This window comes from Bradyrhizobium sp. STM 3566 (assembly GCF_045571445.1).
Taxonomy (GTDB): Bacteria; Pseudomonadota; Alphaproteobacteria; order Rhizobiales; family Xanthobacteraceae; genus Bradyrhizobium; species Bradyrhizobium vignae.
Window position 1 is genome coordinate 4,733,630 of the sequence record NZ_CP120692.1, and the last position, 17,165, is coordinate 4,750,794.

Here is a 17,165-nt window from a genome sequence, read left to right on the forward strand (position 1 = left end):
GCATGGAACGCAGCGGAATGCGGGACAGTCTCGCCGAGCGGACAGAACCCGGAATGCGCTTCACTCCATCCGGGCGACGACGGCCTCATCGCCGCTGGTTATAGACATCGATGCACACCGCACCGAGCAGCACCAGGCCCTTGATGACCTGTTGATAGTCGATGCCGATGCCGAGGATGGACATGCCGTTGTTCATCACGCCCATGATCATGGCGCCGACGACGGCGCCGCCGACCCGCCCCACCCCGCCATAGGCCGAGGCACCGCCGATGAAGCAGGCGGCGATGACGTCGAGCTCGAAGCCGAGGCCGGCCTTGGGAGTCGCGGTGTTGAGGCGCGCGGCGAAGACGAGCCCGGCGAGGGCGGCGAGCACGCCCATGTTGACGAAGGTCAGGAAGGTCAGCCGCTCGGTCTTGATGCCCGACAGGCTTGCCGCCTTGGCGTTGCCGCCGACCGCATAGATCTGCCGGCCGATCACGGTGCGACGGGTCACGAAACCGTAGAGCGCGATCAGCGCGGTCATGATCACCAGCACGTTGGGCAGGCCGCGATGCGATGCGATCAGATAGGTGAAATAGAGCACGGCGCACGCCAGCAGGATGCTCTTGCCGAGGAAGAAAGCGTAGGGCTCGATCTCGATGCCGTGCGATTGCTCGCGCGACCTGCCCTTGGCACTGGCGTAGACGAGACCGAGCGCGAGCACCGCCCCGATCAGCATGGACGTCGGGTGTAGCGTGCCGGCCTCGGGCAGCAGCTCCGGAATGAAGCCGGAGGACAATTTCTGGAAGGTCGGCGGGAACGGGCCTAGCGACTGGCCCTGCAACACCGCCAGCGCCAGCCCCTTGAACACCAGCATCCCCGCCAGGGTGACGATGAAGGACGGAATCTTGAAATAGGCCACCCAATAGCCTTGTGCGGCGCCAATGGCGGCACCGACCAGCAGGCAGGCGATGAAGGCAAGCGTGTAATCGACCTTGTAGGTCACCATGAGAACAGCGGCGACAGCGCCGATGAAGCCCGCGACCGAGCCGACCGAGAGGTCGATATGGCCGGTGACGATCACCAGCAGCATGCCGAGCGCCATGATGACGATGTAGCTGTTCTGGAGCACCAGATTGGTGAGGTTGAGCGGCTGCAGCAGCGTGCCGCCAGTCACGACCTGGAAGAACAGCATGATCGCGACCAGCGACATCAGCATGCCGTAGTTGCGCAAATTGTTCTTGATGAAGCTGCCGTGCCGGCGCTCCTCGGGCAGCGACACCGTCTTGTCGGTCATGGCTGCGATCCTCCCATCTCCGCGGCCGCTGGCGCGGCGTTCCCAATGCTTCGTTCGTTGCGCATGATGGCGCGCATGATCTTCTCCTGCGTCGCCTCCGATCCCCTGAACTCCCCAACAAAGGCACCGTCGTTCATGACGCAGATGCGGTCGCAGATGCCGAGCAGCTCGGGCATTTCCGAGGAGATCACCACGACGCCGCGGCCCGCTTCCGCGAGCTCGTTGATGATACAGTAAATCTCGTATTTGGCACCGACATCGATACCCCTCGTCGGCTCGTCCAGGATGAGAACCTTGGGGTCGGTCATCAGCCATTTGGACAGCACGACCTTCTGCTGATTGCCGCCGGAGAGCTGGCCGGTCTCCTGGTAGACGTCGGAGCAGCGGATCCGCATCCTGCTGCGGTAGTCGCTGGCGACCTTCAGCTCGGCGATGTCGTCGATCACGCGGCCGGGCGCGACCTGGTCGAGGCTCGCAAGCGTGATGTTCTTGCGGACATCGTCCGCGAGGATCAGGCCGAGCTGCTTGCGGTCCTCGGTGACATAGGCGAGGCCGGCGTCGATCGCCGCGGCGACGCTCGGCAGGGCCATCTCCCTGCCCTCGAGGCGGAGGCTGCCGCCGATATTGGTGCCCCAGGAACGGCCGAACAGGCTCATCGCGAATTCGGTACGGCCGGCGCCCATCAGGCCGGCGATGCCCACGACCTCGCCGCGCCTGACACTGAAATTGACGTTCTTGATCACCTGCCGCTCGGGATGAATGGGGTGATAGACCGACCAGCTCGCGACATCGAGCACGGGCTCGCCGATCTTCACGCTGCGCTCCGGGAAACGATGCGCCATATCGCGATTGACCATGCTGCGGATGATGCGGTCTTCCTGGATCGGCTCGGCATGGCAGTCGATGCTATCGACGGTGCGGCCGTCGCGCAGTACGGTGATGTGGTCGGCGACCTTGGCGACCTCGTTCAGCTTGTGCGAGATCAGGATCGAACCGATGCCCTGCTCGCGGAACGCCTTCAGGCGTTCGAGCAGCGCGGCGCTGTCGGCCTCGTTGAGGCTCGCGGTCGGCTCGTCCAGGATCAGCATCCGCACGCGCTTGGACAGTGCTTTGGCGATTTCCACGAGCTGCTGCTTGCCGACTCCGAGATCGGTGATCAGTGTATCAGGCGATTCCCTTAGGCCGACCTGCGCCAGCAGCTCGCGCGTGCGCCGGTACACTTCGTCACGATCGATCACGCCGAGCTTCGACGGCGGATGCGACAGGAAGATGTTTTCCGCGATCGACATCAGCGGGATCAAGGCCAGTTCCTGGTGGATGATGATGATGCCGAGCGCCTCGGAATCGTTGATGTCGCGGAAACGGCGCTCCTCGCCCTCGAAGACAATTGTGCCCTCGTAGCTGCCGTGCGGATAGACGCCGCTCAGCACCTTCATCAGCGTCGACTTGCCGGCGCCGTTCTCGCCGACGAGGGCGTGGATCTGCCCGGCATGAACAGAGAAGTTGACGTCGCGCAGCGCCTGTACACCGGCAAAGCTCTTGCTGACGTTACGCATCTCCAGCATGGCGGTCATTGGCTTTGGTGTCCCTTGCTCTACTTCGCCTCTCGCCGCGTGCGCGGAGAGATTGAATGATATCACTGCATCCACATCGTCATTGCGAGCGCAGCGAAACAATCCGGACTATTTCCGCGGCGGCAGACTGGATTGCTTCGCTGCCCTCGCAATGACGGAGTGCATAGCAACCATTGCCCGTGTGGAAACCCTCTCCCCGCAAACGGGGAGAGGGGAAAGAGAGAGTCTTACTGGAACTGCGACTTCTTGTAGTAGCCGCTGTCGACCAGCACCTTCTCCCAATTATCCTTGTACACCACGACCGGCTTGAGCAGATAGGACGGCACGGTCTTGACGCCGTTCTCATAGGTCTTGGTGTCGTTGACGGTGACCTCCTTGCCGGCAAGCGCGGCGTCGACCATGTCGGCGGTCACCTTGGCGAGGTCGCGGGTGTCCTTGAAGATGGTCGAATACTGATCGCCGCGCAGCATGGCCTTGATCGAGGGCACTTCGGCGTCCTGGCCCGAGATAACAGGCATCGGCTGGTCGGCACTGCCATAGCCGACGCCCTTCAGCGAGGAGATGATGCCGATCGAGATGCCGTCATAAGGCGACAGTACGGCATTGATCTTCTTGTTGCCGTAGTAGGCACTGAGCAGGTTATCCATGCGGGCCTGCGCCGTGGCGCCGTCCCAGCGCAGGGTTGCGACCTTGTCCATGCCCATCTGGCCGGAGACGACGACGAGCTTGCCGCTGTCGATATACGGCTTCAGCACGCTCATCGCGCCGTTATAGAAGAAGTAGGCGTTGTTGTCGTCGGGCGAGCCGCCGAACAGCTCGATGTTGAAGGGACCCTTGCTTTCCTTGAGGCCGAGCCCCTTTTCGATCGACTGCGCCTGGAGCACCCCGACCTGGAAATTGTCGAAGGTCGCGTAATAGTCGACGTTCGGCGTGCCGCGGATCAGGCGGTCATAGGCGATCACGGTGATGCCCTTGGCCTTGGCTTGCTTGAGCACGTCGGACAGCGTGGTGCCGTCGATCGCGGCGATCACCAGCGCCTTGGCGCCCTTGGTCACCATGTTCTCGACCTGCGAGAGCTGGTTCGGGATGTCGTCCTCGGCATATTGCAGGTCGGTGTTGTAGCCGCGCTCTTTCAGCACCTTGACCATGTTGTTGCCATCGTCGATCCACCGCGCCGAGGATTTGGTCGGCATGGCGATGCCGACCGTCGCCTTCTGGGCGAAGGCGGGCACGCCTGCGGCCATCGTGGCAGCACCGGCCAGCGCCAGCGCGAGAAACGTCGTCTTCAGTTTCAACATGTTTCACTCCCTTGTGTTTCACTGTCTTCTTCGTAGCGTCGAGAACGTGGTGGTGGGCTGCCTCTGGTCTCCTATGCGAGCTTGACGTCGGGTTCCGCGCGTCCGCGCGCGGATGCCTCCAGTAGAAAAGTGCAGCCGGCTTGCGGATCGGCGGCGCGCGCGGCCGCGTCCATGTCCTGCCAGGCCGAGGTGACGAGGAGGCGCGACAGATCGGGGCCGACGAAGGCGGGACAGCTTGCCTGTATTGCGGGCACGCTCAACGAGCGAAGGCGCTCGCCTTGCGGAGAATAGACGTCGATCCGGCTCGCCCCCCAGCAGGCATTCCAGATCCTTCCATCAGCGTCGCACACTGAGCCATCAAGGCCGCCGATGCCGCTGTGGCGCAACAGCACCTCCGGCTCGCCGCGCGGCAGGCCGGTCGCAGGATTGAGCGGCACGGCATAGAGCACGTCGCGCGGAGTGTCGGTGAAATAGCCGGTGGCGCCGTCAGGCGAGAAGCAGATCGAATTTGGAATGCTGATGCCCGGAAACAGCGTCGCGATCCTCCCCCGATGGAGCGCATAGATCGCGCCCGCCTGCGGCTCGGCCCTCTTGCCCATGGTGCCGATCCAGAACGTGCCTGATTGATGCACGCGGCAATCGTTTGAGCGCGTCGCCGGATTGTCCGCTTCGAGCGGACAGAACAGTGTCATCGCGCCGTCGACGAGCGTTCGAATGTAGAGCCCGTCCTCCGCGACGATCAACTGGCGTTCGGCATCGATGCGTCCGAGCGCGCTCGCCATCCGGTCGAGTGCGTGGACACGAACGCCGCCGCTGCCGAGCCGAGCCTCGAACAGCAGCCCTTCACGGATGTCGAACCACCAGGCCGTATCGGTGGTCACGTCATAGGTCGGACCTTCGCCGAGATGGCAAGGATGGTGCGACAGGACAGTGGTTGGCACCTGTTCCATCATGGCGACCTCGCCGAGAATCGATAAACCGTGTGATGGCGATACGTCCCGCCGGGATCAAGGCGCGGGCTCGGGAAGTCCGGCCGGTTCGGCGCATCAGGCCAGATGTGTGGCTCCAGGCACATCGCGTCCGATTGTCGGATGAGCTTGCCGCCCTTGCCCGAAATGGTGCCGTCGAGATAGTTGCCGGAATAGACCTGGAGTCCGGGCTGATCGGTGAACAGCTCCATGATGCGCCCGGAGCGCGGCGCCTCGAGCCGCGCCGCGAGCGCAAGCTTGCCATCGCGCCCGAGGCAGTAGGTGTGATCGTAGCCCCTGCCGTTTTGCAATTGCTGATCGTTCTCACGGATCCGCTCGCCGACCGGCCGGCCCCTGCGGAAGTCGAACGGCGTGCCGGCAACCGCGCGCGCCGGCTCCGGCAGCGGAATGGCGGTGGCATCAATGGCCAGGAAATGGTCTGCGGCGACGGTCAGCTCGTGATCGAGAATGGACGTTCCCGACGTCGCGCCCTCCAGGTTGAAGAAGCTGTGGTTGGTCAGGTTGACGATGGTCGTTCGGTCCGTCCGCGCCTCCATGACGAGCGACAGTTCGGCTGGACCGGTGACGCGATAGGTCACGCGCACGTCGAGCCGGCCGGGATAGTTCTCTTCGCCATGCGGGCTCGTATAAGTGAGCGTCACCGCGGGCTCGGGGCCCTCCTCGATTGCGGCAATCTCCCAGAGCTTGCGGTCGAAACCATCCAGGCCGCCGTGCAGCGCGTTGGGACCGTTGTTGACGGGAAGCTGCACCGTCTCGCCATGAAGCGAAAACTGCCCCTTGGCGATGCGGTTGGCGTAGCGGCCGACCGTGGCGCCGAAAAACTTTCGTTCGGCGAGGTAGCCGGCAAACGCGTCATGGCCGAGTACGACGTCGTCGTATCCACCTTTGGCATCCGGCGCGATCAGCGCTTGCAACACCGCGCCGTGGCTGATGATGCGCGCCTCGAAGCCGCCCTCCCCGCGCAGCGCGACGCGCTCGACCCTGCGGCCATCCGGCAACTTCCCGAAAACGTCTCTCGTGACCTTTGATGCGGCCATGCTCAATCCACAAACGGTTCGACGATCGTGCGCTTGCCAAGCAGGAAGGCGTCGGCGACGAGACGAAGCGGCGTCAGGTCGACGTCGCTTGCGCCGGTCGCCGCGAGCTCGACGAAGCGACGGTAGAGCCCGCGATATTCCTCATCGGCCGCCTCGGCAAGCACCTTGCCGTCGACAGTCATGCGCGCGCCACCGCTGGACAGAGCAAGCCGGCCCTGATCGGTTTCGACAACGATATCCCAGCTCTGCGGACCGGTCTGGCGGAAATCGAACTCGGCGGTCACAGGCAGACCGTTGATATCCGTCAGTGTCAGGTTCGCCGCGATCGGCGCCTGGCGGTTCGCCGGAAAGGCCAGCTCGGCCGCGGTGACGAACACCGGCTTTGGCAGAATCCTGGTCAGGATCGACAGCGCATTGATACCGGGATCGAACACGCCGAGACCGCCTGGCTCCCAGATCCAGCCCTGCCCGGGATGCCAGACACGGACGTCTTCCTTCCAGCTGATGTGCACGGAAGCGATGCGGCGCTCGGCGAGCCATTGCCGCGCCGGCTCGACCGCCGGCGCATAGCGCGAATGCCAGGTCGCAAACAGTGTCCGCTTCGCACCCGCCGCCATCGCGATCAGCGGATCGAGCTCGGCGACGCCGGTGCCCGGAGGCTTCTCCAGCATGACATGCTTGCCGGCGGCGAGCGCGGCTGCGGCCTGGGCGCGGCGCACCTGCGGCGGCGTGCACAGCGACACCGCGTCGATCGGCGGACCTTTTTCCAGCAGCTCCTCGACGGTGGCGAAATGCGGCAGACCCGGAAGCGAAGCATTGCGGCTCGCCACCGCCGCGAGCGTCGCGCCCGGGGTCGCCGCGATCGCGCCGACATGCTGGTCGCGCGCGATCTTACCGAAGCCGACGATGGCGATGCGAAGGTCTGTCACGCTTGTTCTCCAGTATCTGCCGACGGCAGCGGCTCGGCCGGCGCGGTCTCGATCACCGTGCCCTCGTGGCGGCGCATGCCGTTATGAATGACATAGATCATGGCCTCGGAGGCGGCGTCCGCATCGCCCGCGGCGATGGCATCGACGATCTTCTGATGCCAAAGCAGCACGGTGTCGCGGTCCTCCGCCTCGACCGGGGCGCTGAGCAGGAACGAGGCGCGCAGCGCGGCCTCGATGACATGCCCGATCGAGCGCATGAACAGATTGCCGGAGGCGCGCGCCACGGCCACATGAAGCGCGAGATCGGCATCGGCAAAGCCCACCGAGTCGGACGCCTCATGCCGCATGCGCTCCATGCTGCGGCGGAGCTCGGCCAGATCCTCCTCGGACCGCTGCGCCGCTGCGAGCATGGCCGCACGTGGCTCGACTGCGAGACGGATCTCGGCGAGGTCGTTGAGGAAGCGCTTGTCGATGCCGGCATCCAGGTGCCAGGCCAGCACGTCGGCATCGAACATGTTCCAGGCGCCGCGCTCGCGCACGACGGTGCCGACGCGCGCCTTGGTGGTGAGCAGCCCCTTGGCGACCAGGGTCTTGACGCTTTCGCGCAGCACCGGCCGCGACACCCCGAACATCGCGATCATCTCGGCATCACCCGGCAAGCGCGTGCCTTCCGCATAGCGGCCGGCGATGATGTCGACGCCGATCGAACGGGCCACCTCCGCATGATTGGAGTGGGCCCGCCGCGTCGGGATGACGACGATGCGTGAGGTCATGTGGCTGCTCCTGCGCTCTTCCTCACCGGCCGGCGTGCAAGCACGACCAGCCCCTGCTGCAAGGCGATGAAAGCGAACAGCAGCACGCCGGTCGCGATCTTGGTCCACCAGCTCGACAGCGTCCCGTCGAAATTGATGTAGGTCTGGATCAGGCCCTGGATCAGCACGCCGAGGAAGGTGCCGATCACCGAGCCCTGCCCGCCCGTGAGCAGCGTGCCGCCGATCACGACGGCGGCGATGGTGTCGAGCTCGACGCCGACGGCGGAGAGCGAGTAGCCGGCGCTGGTGTAGAAGGAGAAGACGATGCCGGCGATCCCTGCGAGCAGGCTCGACAGCATGTAGATCTTGATCGTCATCTTGCCGACGGCAACGCCCATCAGGCTCGCGGTCGTGCGACTACCGCCGAGCGCATAGACATTGGCGCCGAACCGGGTGAGATGCAACAGCAAGGCGCCGCCGATCACGATCGCGAGCATGATGATGGCGATGGCGGTCAGTCGCCCACCCACGGGCATCCGTAAGGCGAAGTCCGACACGGTGGAATAGATCGGCGCGGTGATCGGCACCGATTCCGTCGACAGCAAGAAGCTTGCGCCGCGGGCGAGGAACATGCCGGCCAGCGTCACGATGAAGGGCGGCAGGTCGAAGACATGGATGACCGTGCCCATCGCAGCGCCAAAAGCGGCTGACAGCGCGAGGATGGCGACGAAGGCGACCAGCGGCGGCACGCCCCAGCGCTCGATCGCCAGCGCAACGAACACGGTGGTGAAACCGATCACCGAGCCGACCGACAGATCGATCCCGCCGGAGATGATGACGAATGTCATGCCGGTCGCGACGATGCCGAGAAAGGCATTGTCGGTGAGGAGATTGCCGACGACGCGGGTGGAGGCAATGTTGGGGAATTGCACCGCGCAAGCTGCGAAGCCCGCGACGAGCACGATGGCGGTGATAAGGACGGGCGGCAGGCCTTTCATGCCTTGGTCCTCCACAGCCTTGCGGCGATCCCGGCGAGACCGGAGAATTTCGGCGATTGCAGCAGCAGCACGGCGAGCACCACCACCGCCTTGACCAGCAGGTTGAACTCCGGCGGATAGCCCGACAACAGGATGCCGGTGTTCATGGTCTGGATGATCAGCGCGCCCAGCACTGCGAGCACGAGACTGAAGCGGCCGCCGAACAGCGAGGTGCCGCCGATCACCACGGCGAGGATCGCGTCGAGCTCGAGCCAGAGGCCGGCATTGTTGGCATCAGCCCCCATGATATCGGCCGCCGCGATCACGCCGGCGAGCGCGGCGCAGACGCCGCACCAGACATAGACGGCCAGGATCATCGCGCGGGTGCCGACACCGGCGAGCTCGCTCGCCCGTGCATTGCCGCCGGTCGCCTCGATCAGCAGCCCGAGCGCGGAGCCGCGCACGACTGCACCGGTGAGGATCAGCATGCCCAAGGCAATCACGATCGGCACTGGCAGGCCAAGCACCGACCCATTGCCGAGCCAGACCAGATCCGGCGAGGAGAACGTCACGATCCGCCCTTCGGTGATGAGCTGGGCGATGCCGCGACCCGCGACCATCAGGATCAGCGTGGCCACGATCGGCTGCATGCCGAGCACCGCGACGAGAAAGCCGTTCCAGAGGCCGCAGACGAGGCCTGCGCCGAGCGTGGCTGCCAGCACCACCGGGAGGCCGTGACCGTCGGCAAGGCTCGCCGCGATCGCACCGCAGATCGCCATGACCGCGCCGACCGAGAGGTCAATGCCACGCGTCGCGATCACCAGCACCATACCGAGCGAGAGTAGCGCCACCGGCGTGCCGCGGTTGAGCACGTCGATCAGGCTGCCGAACAGACGGCCGTCCTGGAGGCGCAGGTCGAAAAACTGCGGCGACACTACGCGATCGACCGCGAGGATGACGATCAGCGCGAGGATCTGGGCGAGGCCGCGGCGCGGCAGCAGCGCTGTCATGCTCCGGCCTCCTGCATCGCGGCGCCCTCGGCGGCGATGGCAGCGAGAATGTTGCCGACGTCGATCGCCTCGCCCGCGAGCTCTTCGACATGGGCCCGGTCGCGCAGCACGACGACGCGATCCGAATAGGTCACGATCTCATCGAGCTCCGATGAGATCACGAGCAGTGAAAGCCCATCATCGCAGAGCTCGCGGATCAGGCGGATGATTTCGGCATGCGCGCCGACATCGATGCCGCGCGTAGGTTCATCCAGGACGAGAAGCCGCGGTGATGTCGCGAGCCAGCGCGCCAGCAGCACCTTTTGCTGGTTGCCGCCGGAGAGGAGCCCCACCGGGCGTTCGGGATCTGACGGGCGGATGTCGAGCATCTTGACGTAGCGGCGCGCGATTTCATCCTGTTCGCGGCGTGACAGCGGGCGATGCAGGCCGCGCTTGGCCTGGAGCGCGAGCACGATGTTCTCGCGCACGCTGAGCTCGGCAACGATGCCGTCGGTCTTGCGCTCCTCCGGGCAATAGCCAAAACCATGGCGGACGCCGTCGCGCGGTGACTGCAACCGCACCGTCGCGCCTTCCACCCTCGCCTCTCCGCCATCGGCGCGCTCGGCACCGAACACCAGCCGCGCCGTCTCGGTGCGACCCGAGCCGAGCAATCCGGCAAGACCAACGACCTCGCCGTGGCGCAGCTCGAGATTAAAGGGCGCGATATAGCCGGCCTTGCCGTAACCCTTGAAGCTCGCGCAGATCTCGCGCGCCCCATGCTCGGTGGCGGAAGCCCGCACGCTGGTGGTCTCGGCCAGTTCGCGGCCGAGCATCATCCGGATCAATTCCAGCCGCGGCAGCGAGGCGGTCTCGCGCTCGCCGACGAGGCGGCCGTTGCGCAGCACCGTGATGCGGTCGGAGATCTCGTAGACCTGCTCGAGGAAGTGGCTGACGAAGACGATGCCGATGCCACGCTTGGCAAGCTCGCGCATGATGCCGAAGAGGATCTCGACCTCGTGGCGGTCGAGGCTCGCGGTCGGCTCGTCCAGGATCAGCACGCGCGCGGAGAGATCCACCGCGCGGGCAATCGCGGTGACATGCTGGATCGCCACCGAATAATTGCCGAGCGGCGCGGTGACGTCGATATCGAGGCCGAAATCTGCGAGCAACGCCTTGGCGCGGCGACGCATCTCGCCTTCGCGCACGACGCCGAAACGCATCGGTTGGCGATCAAGAAATAGGTTCTGCGCCACGGAGAGGTTCGGCAGCAGGTTAACTTCCTGGTAGACGGTGGCAATGCCGGCCTGGAGCGCCGCCTTGGCCGAGCGCGGCGCGACCTCTTCGCCACCGAGCCTGACAATGCCGGCATCGCGCGGGAATACGCCGGTGACGACCTTGATCAGCGTGGACTTGCCGGCGCCGTTCTCGCCGAGCAGCGCATGAATCTCACCGGCGCGGAGCGTGAAGTCGACCTCCTGCAACGCGCGCACCGCGCCAAAGCTCTTGCTGAGCCCGCGCACCTCCAGCAGCTGCGAAGCAGGATCGGAATTATTTTCCATCGCGACGTCACTCCCACCGGCGTCCGCTGATGATGCGGACGCCAAGCCTATTCGTTCGCGCAGCGGTTTCGAAGGGTGACCGGACCGCTGGAAGCAATCCGGCGTATTGCCCGCCTCAGTAACCGAGGCCCTTCTTGCTGTCGTAGATCTTCTGCGGATCGTCGGCGGCGGTATAGAGCTTGGACTCGGTCTGGATCCATTTCGGCGGTACCGTACCCTTGTCCTTGAACGCCGCGATGGCATCGAGCGCGGGCCCGGCCATGTTCGGCGTCAGCTCGACGGTGGCGTTGGCTTCGCCGGCGGCCATCGCCTTGAAGATGTCGGGCACCGCGTCGATCGAGACGGTGAGGATCTCCTTGCCGGGCTTGAGGCCGGCCTCCTTCATCGCCTGGATCGCGCCGACCATCATGTCGTCATTGTGCGCGTAGACGGCGCAGATCGACTTGCCGCCGCCTTCCGCCTTGATGAAGCTCTCCATCACCTCCTTGCCCTTGGCGCGGGTGAAGTCGCCGGTCTGGCTGCGCACCAGTTTCAGGTTCGCATGCTTGGCAATCGCAGTGTCGAAGCCCTTCTTGCGATTGGCGGCGACGCTGGCGCCGACCGTGCCCTGCAATTCGACGATGTTGCACGCCTTGCTGCCGACCGTCTTCGCCAGCCACTCGCCGGCGACCTCGCCTTCGTGCACGCTATCGGAGGTGACGGCGGTGAGATAGAGGTCCTTGCCGGAAGGATCGATATCGCGGTCGAGCAGCACGACCGGGATCTTGGCCTCCTTTGCTTCCTTCAGCACCGAATCCCACCCCGTCGAGACGACGGGCGCGAGGAAGATCGCATCGACGTTCTGCGCGATGAAGGAGCGGATCGCCTTGATCTGGTTTTCCTGCTTCTGCTGGGCGTCGGCGATCTTGAGATTGACCTGGCGCTTGGCGGCCTCCTGCTTGGAGACCGACGTCTCGGCCGCCCGCCAGCCGGATTCCGATCCGATCTGCGAGAAGCCGATGGTGAGCTGGCCGGCACTGGCCGGCAGCGCGAGCAGCAAGGAGGCCATGGCGCTGGCCGCAAAGAGGACTTTAGGGGTCATCAGGCGTGTCTCCCAAGATGTTTTATCCGGGGCGCCGATTGGTGTCATGGCACCCTCAGGCCAGCCTGTAGGCCGACGGAAGGCACTATTCCATGGAAGATGGGTTCCGACTAGTCATATTATTTGACTATTTGGAGGAAAATGCGCGTTCGCAACGATAGGCGAATCTAAGACACGCCAAGCGCGATATTGTTCCGGGGATGCAACGCGGAGATGAAGGAGATTGTGCGGCCGTTGGGATGAGTGAGTCTCTGCGAGGACGGTGACAGACGAGCTCGCGACCTCTCCTCCACGTCATTGCGAGCGCAGCGAAGATTCCATGGGGAGTGGATAGCGACCAGGTCTGAGGCCAGACTGAGGGTTGCTGAATCCATTCAACCTGGAGACGACGATGTTGCTCGATCATCCTTCCGACGGACTGGCCGCTATCCGCACGCAGTTTGGCGCAATTTTTGTGTCATTGGAACTGAGCCGTTCGACATGGCTGGTCACTTCGCTGTCGCCCTGCAAGGGCGAGAAGATGTCCAAACGCAGCATGAAGGCCGGCGAGCTTTCGGAACTGTTGAAGCTGTTTGCGGAGCTGAAGCGCAAGGCGCAGGCGCGAACGGGTGAGAGCTATCCGCTCATCGCGATCCAGGAGGCGGGGCTGGACGGGTTCTGGCTTCACCGCGCCCTGCAGCAGGAAGGCATCGAGAGCCACGTAGTCGATCCGGCCTCGATTGCGACGCCGCGCCGGCGCCGGCGGGCCAAGACGGACCGGCTGGATGGCGAGACGCTGTTGCGGACGCTGCTGGCCTACAAGCGCGGCGAGGTACGGGTCTGCGCCATGGTCGTTGCGCCCTCTCCGGCAGAGGAGGACCGCCGTAGGCTGTGCCGCGAGCGAGAGACCTTGATCGCGGAGCGGATCGAGCATGTGAACCGGATCAAGGGTCTTCTGTTCGCGCAAGGGATCTTCGACTACGCGCCGCTGCGGCGAGACCGGCGGAAGCGGCTGGAGGCCTTGCGGACGGGCGACGGGCGCGCCTTGCTGGCGCATCTGAAGGCGCAGATCAGCCGCGAACTCGACCGGCTCGAACTGCTGCTCGACCAGATCACGGCGGTGGAGCGCGAGCAGGATGCGTTGCTGGCCGCGAGCAAGGCGGCGGGGGAGAAGACCGTATCGAACCCGGTGGCAATGCTGCTCGAACTGAAGAGCCTGGGCCCGAACTTCACGGCCGTTCTCTGGTCGGAGGCCTTTTACCGGCAGTTCGCCAACCGCCGCCAGATTGCATCCTATGCCGGCCTTGCAGCCACGCCATGGCGCAGTGGCGGCATCGAGCGCGAGCAAGGCGTGTCGAAGGCTGGCAATCCGCGCCTGAGAACCACGATGATCCAGCTCGCCTGGCTCTGGGTACGCCACCAGCCTCAATCGGCTTTGACCCAGTGGTTCAAGGTGCACAGCCAACGCGGCCGCAAGCGCGCGATCGTGGCGCTCGCGCGCAAGCTGCTCGTGGCCCTCTGGAAGTACGTGACCGCGGGCGTGGTGATCGAGGGAGCCGAGATAAAGGCCGCCTGACACCACGCTCCTCAGCCTCAAAGCCAATCCGCCGAGATTGATCAGCCTCGGCCGATCCGGGTGGACGAACCGATGGATTGCATGGCTTCAAACGCCGTAACGAAGAATGGTCTCGTCCTCTCGAGCCTGCCCGCCGCAAGCGGAATGTTGGTGCAGCCGCCGCCGCGCGGCGACCGAATGTGAGTTTGATCTGGCAAGCAAACCAGATTGCAACAACCGGCTCGACCCTTGGATCGCCTGACGAAAAGGAGTTATCCGCCCGCTGCCCCGACTGCCAAAGCCTGATGGCGTGCTCGCTCGAGTCAAGGCCAAGTCGCTTCGCGACGGCCCTCCGGGCCGACCTTGACTCGATCTGCGCGCGCCATCCTACGTGCTCCACGGTCGGGACGAAGAGCTGGCCTGCAATCGAACAAAGAGCTGAACAAACCGCCTTGACACACCAAATCCCCATGTGAGCAATCCAGGGTCCCTCCGCGGAAAGATTCTGGATTGCTTCGCTGCGCTCATGGAGCTCTGGGTCGCTCAAGCAGATTGACTCGTGGAGAGTCCCCTCACCCGATTGCATCTCCCCGCACGCGGGAGAGGCGAAGGCCGCAGCACTAAATCAGCTTGCGCTGCGCCAGGTTCTTCATCAGCGCGCCGATACCGAAGGTCCAGGGCTCGCACTCGTCGCTCGTGCGCATGCGGTTGACGAGCTTGCCGAGCTGGGGCGCTGCGATCGTGACGATGTCGTCGCGCTTGTGGGTGAAGCCCTGCCCCGGCGCGTCGCGATCCTTCACGGGTGCGAACATGGTGCCGAGGAACAGCACGAAACCATCGGGATATTGATGGATCTTGCCGATGGTCTGCGCGACGAGATCGGTCGGATCGCGGCTGATCTTGCTGATCGAGGAATGGCCGTCGAGGACGAAACCATCAGTGCCCGTCACGTTCAGGCTGATATCGAGCTTGCGCGCGTCGTCGAGCGTGAAGGTGTCGTCGAACAGGCGCAGCAGCGGACCAATGGAGCAGGACGCATTGTTGTCCTTGGCCTTCGAGAGCAGCAGCGCCGAACGGCCCTCGAAGTCCCGCAAATTGACGTCGTTGCCGAGCGCACCGCCGACGATCTTGCCGCGGCTCGAGACGAACAGCACGAGCTCGGGCTCTGGATTGTTCCAGGTCGATTTCGGATGCAGCCCGGCATCCATGCCGGTGCCGACCGAGGACAGGGTCGGCGCCTTGGTGAAGACTTCGGCATCCGGGCCGATACCGACTTCGAGATACTGGCTCCACGCGTTCTGATCGATCAGCACCTGCTTCAGGTGCATCGCCTGGTCCGAGCCCGGCTTGAGTTTTGACAGATCGTCGCCGATCAACCGCGTCACCTCTTTGCGGATCGCCTCGGCCGAGGCCGGATTACCCTTCGCGCGCTCCTCGATGACGCGTTCCAACATCGAGATCGCGAAGGTGACGCCGGCAGCTTTCAAGGTCTGGAGATCGACCGGCGCGAGCAGCCACGGCTTCTTGGAATCGCGACGATCGGGCGCCGTATTGGCAACAATGGATTCGAGATCGCCGATGCATTCGCCCTTGGTCGCAGCGAGCGCCTTGGCCGGATCGTCCTCCTCGCACAGCGCGCTGATGGTCGGAAATCGTGCGGTAACATCGAAGACGCCGTCGCCCCGGACGGCGACCACGGCCGGACCATTCACCTGCGGCAGCCAGACGCGGCCGGCCAATGTTCCCCGCGTGCCGTCCTCGGGGAGAAGGTCTTTCACAGTCAAACTCGTCATGGCCGGCGTCCTCGCTGTTTCTTTGGGATCGGTCGCATTTGCGGCGGCCGGTCCCATTGGCGAAGACCAATAAACGTCTGGCGCGGGAAGTCCAGAGCGGCCGCGACGAGCCGCTATGCCGCCGCCCGCGCCTCTTATGCCCCTGCTCGCGCCTTTCGCGCCGCGATCTGCTGCAGCGCCCAGCGCGCGTTCTTGCGCACATCGGGATCTGGATCGTCGGCGATGATGGCCAGGAACGCCTCGCCGTCGGGATGGGCGATCTCGCCAAGCGCCGCAGCCGCCTCTTTCCGCAAGTTCGCCTGGTCGTGGTTGACGCAATTGCCGATCGGCCGCACCGCCCGCTCGATCTTCATCTTGCCGAGGCTGCGGATCGCCTTCAGCCGCACCTGCCAGAACTCGTCGGCAAGGCAGACGGTCAGTTGATCGGCGGCCAGCGAACCGTTGATATTGAGGCCCAGCGTTTCGGCCGCCATCTCGCGCACCATCCAGTCGGCATCCTTCAACGCGCGCGTGATGGTCTCGGCCGCAGGTTTCATCTGCGAGAACGCCAGCGCGCTCACGGCGGCACGGCGCACATGAGCATCAGGGTCGTTGATCAACGCCGTTAGTGCCGGGATGGACTCCTCCAGCTTGAGAAAGCCGATCACGCCGATCGCTTGCACGCGGACGGCGGCGTCAGTGTCCTGGAGCGCTTCCAGCGCCGGCTTAAGCGTGTCCTTGCAGCGTAATTCCTTGAGCGCGCGCAGCGCGCCCATACGGACGAAGGCGTGGGCATGCTTCACCAGTGGCAGGATGATCTTGGCGCAGGCGGGATCCTTGAACTCTGCCATGCTGTCGGCCGCGGCTGCCGCAACGATCCTTTCGGGGTCGACAAGCAGCTTGACCAGTGCGCTCGCGGCCTCCGGCCCATCGAACTCCCCGAGCGCCATCGCGACCTGCTGGCGCACGCCCACATCGGGATCTGCGACCAAGTTGGCGAGATGCGCGACCGCTGCCGGATCGGCGGAATGGCCGAGCGCGATGATGGCGACGCGGCGCTCGGCGGGATCGGCGGCCTGAAGCCGCTCGTCGGCGTCCTCTAGATCGTCGTAGGATTCGAACGGGCTCGACATGATCACCTCAACAGATACGGAATGTTGACGGTGACGGCGCCGGTCGGGCAATCGGCCTCGCAGGGCATACAGTACCAACACTCGTCATAGGCCATGTAAGCCTTGTTCGTCATCTCGCTGATGCGCAGCACGTCGAGCGGGCAGACATCGACGCACACCGTGCAGCCCTTGTCCGCGATGCATTTGGCGTCGTCGACGACCACCGGAACCGATGTCTGATAGGACGCGAGAGGCATTTGATGTCTCCTGTTGCTGCATTTCTGGT

Annotated in this window: 15 protein-coding genes; 1 reads left to right on the forward strand and 14 read right to left on the reverse strand. The window is 64.6% G+C overall.

Going from position 1 to position 17,165, the window contains the following annotated elements; genetic code table 11:
- Positions 1–85: 85 nt before the first annotated feature.
- From mmsB to ytfQ, 11 genes are all read right to left on the reverse strand, one after another.
- Positions 86–1,276 carry a multiple monosaccharide ABC transporter permease gene (mmsB, locus tag P6U27_RS22930; protein WP_122404025.1) on the reverse strand — a complete coding sequence of 397 codons (1,191 nt, stop codon included), beginning with the start codon at positions 1,274–1,276 and terminating at the stop codon, positions 86–88.
- Positions 1,273–2,850, reverse strand: coding sequence for a multiple monosaccharide ABC transporter ATP-binding protein (gene mmsA, locus P6U27_RS22935; RefSeq protein ID WP_407192693.1), 1,578 nt, complete (start codon positions 2,848–2,850; stop codon positions 1,273–1,275). Before mmsA ends, mmsB begins: the two co-directional genes overlap by 4 nt.
- A 227-nt stretch (positions 2,851–3,077) precedes the next feature.
- The gene (gene chvE / locus P6U27_RS22940; protein WP_407192694.1) at positions 3,078–4,148 is read right to left on the reverse strand and encodes a multiple monosaccharide ABC transporter substrate-binding protein; all 1,071 of its coding nucleotides are present in this window, start codon (positions 4,146–4,148) and stop codon (positions 3,078–3,080) included.
- 71 nt (positions 4,149–4,219) lie between these two features.
- Entirely contained in the window at positions 4,220–5,098 is an 879-nt protein-coding gene (locus P6U27_RS22945) for an SMP-30/gluconolactonase/LRE family protein (RefSeq protein WP_162500616.1), read from the reverse strand.
- Positions 5,098–6,174: an aldose epimerase family protein gene (locus P6U27_RS22950; RefSeq protein ID WP_407192695.1), complete on the reverse strand. Its 1,077-nt coding sequence runs from the start codon at positions 6,172–6,174 to the stop codon at positions 5,098–5,100. Before P6U27_RS22950 ends, P6U27_RS22945 begins: the two co-directional genes overlap by 1 nt.
- A 2-nt stretch (positions 6,175–6,176) precedes the next feature.
- Complete coding sequence (locus P6U27_RS22955; protein ID WP_122404031.1) at positions 6,177–7,103, reverse strand: Gfo/Idh/MocA family protein; 927 nt, start codon at positions 7,101–7,103, stop codon at positions 6,177–6,179.
- Positions 7,100–7,876, reverse strand: a complete 777-nt coding sequence (locus P6U27_RS22960) for a FadR/GntR family transcriptional regulator (RefSeq protein WP_122404032.1) — start codon at positions 7,874–7,876, stop codon at positions 7,100–7,102. Before P6U27_RS22960 ends, P6U27_RS22955 begins: the two co-directional genes overlap by 4 nt.
- Positions 7,873–8,853, reverse strand: a complete 981-nt coding sequence (gene yjfF, locus P6U27_RS22965) for a galactofuranose ABC transporter, permease protein YjfF (RefSeq protein ID WP_122404033.1) — start codon at positions 8,851–8,853, stop codon at positions 7,873–7,875. The genes P6U27_RS22960 and yjfF overlap by 4 nt, the downstream gene beginning before the upstream one ends.
- The gene (locus tag P6U27_RS22970; RefSeq protein ID WP_122404034.1) at positions 8,850–9,842 is read right to left on the reverse strand and encodes an ABC transporter permease; all 993 of its coding nucleotides are present in this window, start codon (positions 9,840–9,842) and stop codon (positions 8,850–8,852) included. Before P6U27_RS22970 ends, yjfF begins: the two co-directional genes overlap by 4 nt.
- On the reverse strand, positions 9,839–11,380 hold the full coding sequence (locus tag P6U27_RS22975; protein ID WP_122404035.1) for a sugar ABC transporter ATP-binding protein: 1,542 nt from the start codon (positions 11,378–11,380) through the stop codon (positions 9,839–9,841). The genes P6U27_RS22970 and P6U27_RS22975 overlap by 4 nt, the downstream gene beginning before the upstream one ends.
- Before the next feature lie 115 nt (positions 11,381–11,495).
- A complete protein-coding gene (gene ytfQ, locus P6U27_RS22980) occupies positions 11,496–12,461 on the reverse strand; it encodes a galactofuranose ABC transporter, galactofuranose-binding protein YtfQ (protein ID WP_129143062.1) in 966 nt (321 codons plus the stop codon).
- A gap of 391 nt (positions 12,462–12,852) precedes the next feature.
- Here ytfQ and P6U27_RS22985 point away from each other — a divergent pair, with 391 nt between their 5' ends.
- A complete protein-coding gene (locus P6U27_RS22985; RefSeq protein ID WP_407194476.1) occupies positions 12,853–14,016 on the forward strand; it encodes an IS110 family transposase in 1,164 nt (387 codons plus the stop codon).
- Between the two features lie 599 nt (positions 14,017–14,615).
- Here the strand turns inward: P6U27_RS22985 and P6U27_RS22990 are convergent.
- The 3 genes from P6U27_RS22990 to P6U27_RS23000 form a co-directional block, all read right to left on the reverse strand.
- Positions 14,616–15,788 (reverse strand): fumarylacetoacetate hydrolase family protein, encoded by a 1,173-nt coding sequence (locus tag P6U27_RS22990; RefSeq protein ID WP_122406743.1) that lies wholly within the window; start codon positions 15,786–15,788, stop codon positions 14,616–14,618.
- 134 nt (positions 15,789–15,922) lie between these two features.
- The gene (locus tag P6U27_RS22995; RefSeq protein ID WP_162500349.1) at positions 15,923–16,900 is read right to left on the reverse strand and encodes a HEAT repeat domain-containing protein; all 978 of its coding nucleotides are present in this window, start codon (positions 16,898–16,900) and stop codon (positions 15,923–15,925) included.
- A 2-nt stretch (positions 16,901–16,902) separates the two neighbouring features.
- Complete coding sequence (locus P6U27_RS23000; protein WP_011085981.1) at positions 16,903–17,136, reverse strand: ferredoxin family protein; 234 nt, start codon at positions 17,134–17,136, stop codon at positions 16,903–16,905.
- Positions 17,137–17,165 lie beyond the last annotated feature (29 nt).

Excerpts from the sequence above, each read along its gene's own strand:
- P6U27_RS22975 (WP_122404035.1), bottom strand. The coding sequence starts at position 11,380 with ATGGAAAATAATTCCGATCCTGCTTCGCAGCTGCTGGAGGTGCGCGGG.
- chvE (WP_407192694.1), bottom strand. The coding sequence starts at position 4,148 with ATGTTGAAACTGAAGACGACGTTTCTCGCGCTGGCGCTGGCCGGTGCT.
- P6U27_RS22950 (WP_407192695.1), bottom strand. The coding sequence starts at position 6,174 with ATGGCCGCATCAAAGGTCACGAGAGACGTTTTCGGGAAGTTGCCGGAT.
- mmsA (WP_407192693.1), bottom strand. The coding sequence starts at position 2,850 with ATGACCGCCATGCTGGAGATGCGTAACGTCAGCAAGAGCTTTGCCGGT.
- yjfF (WP_122404033.1), bottom strand. The coding sequence starts at position 8,853 with ATGAAAGGCCTGCCGCCCGTCCTTATCACCGCCATCGTGCTCGTCGCG.
- P6U27_RS22970 (WP_122404034.1), bottom strand. The coding sequence starts at position 9,842 with ATGACAGCGCTGCTGCCGCGCCGCGGCCTCGCCCAGATCCTCGCGCTG.
- P6U27_RS22995 (WP_162500349.1), bottom strand. The coding sequence starts at position 16,900 with ATGTCGAGCCCGTTCGAATCCTACGACGATCTAGAGGACGCCGACGAG.
- P6U27_RS22990 (WP_122406743.1), bottom strand. The coding sequence starts at position 15,788 with ATGACGAGTTTGACTGTGAAAGACCTTCTCCCCGAGGACGGCACGCGG.
- P6U27_RS22945 (WP_162500616.1), bottom strand. The coding sequence starts at position 5,098 with ATGGAACAGGTGCCAACCACTGTCCTGTCGCACCATCCTTGCCATCTC.
- P6U27_RS22985 (WP_407194476.1), top strand. The coding sequence starts at position 12,853 with ATGTTGCTCGATCATCCTTCCGACGGACTGGCCGCTATCCGCACGCAG.
- P6U27_RS23000 (WP_011085981.1), bottom strand. The coding sequence starts at position 17,136 with ATGCCTCTCGCGTCCTATCAGACATCGGTTCCGGTGGTCGTCGACGAC.
- ytfQ (WP_129143062.1), bottom strand. The coding sequence starts at position 12,461 with ATGACCCCTAAAGTCCTCTTTGCGGCCAGCGCCATGGCCTCCTTGCTG.
- mmsB (WP_122404025.1), bottom strand. The coding sequence starts at position 1,276 with ATGACCGACAAGACGGTGTCGCTGCCCGAGGAGCGCCGGCACGGCAGC.
- P6U27_RS22960 (WP_122404032.1), bottom strand. The coding sequence starts at position 7,876 with ATGACCTCACGCATCGTCGTCATCCCGACGCGGCGGGCCCACTCCAAT.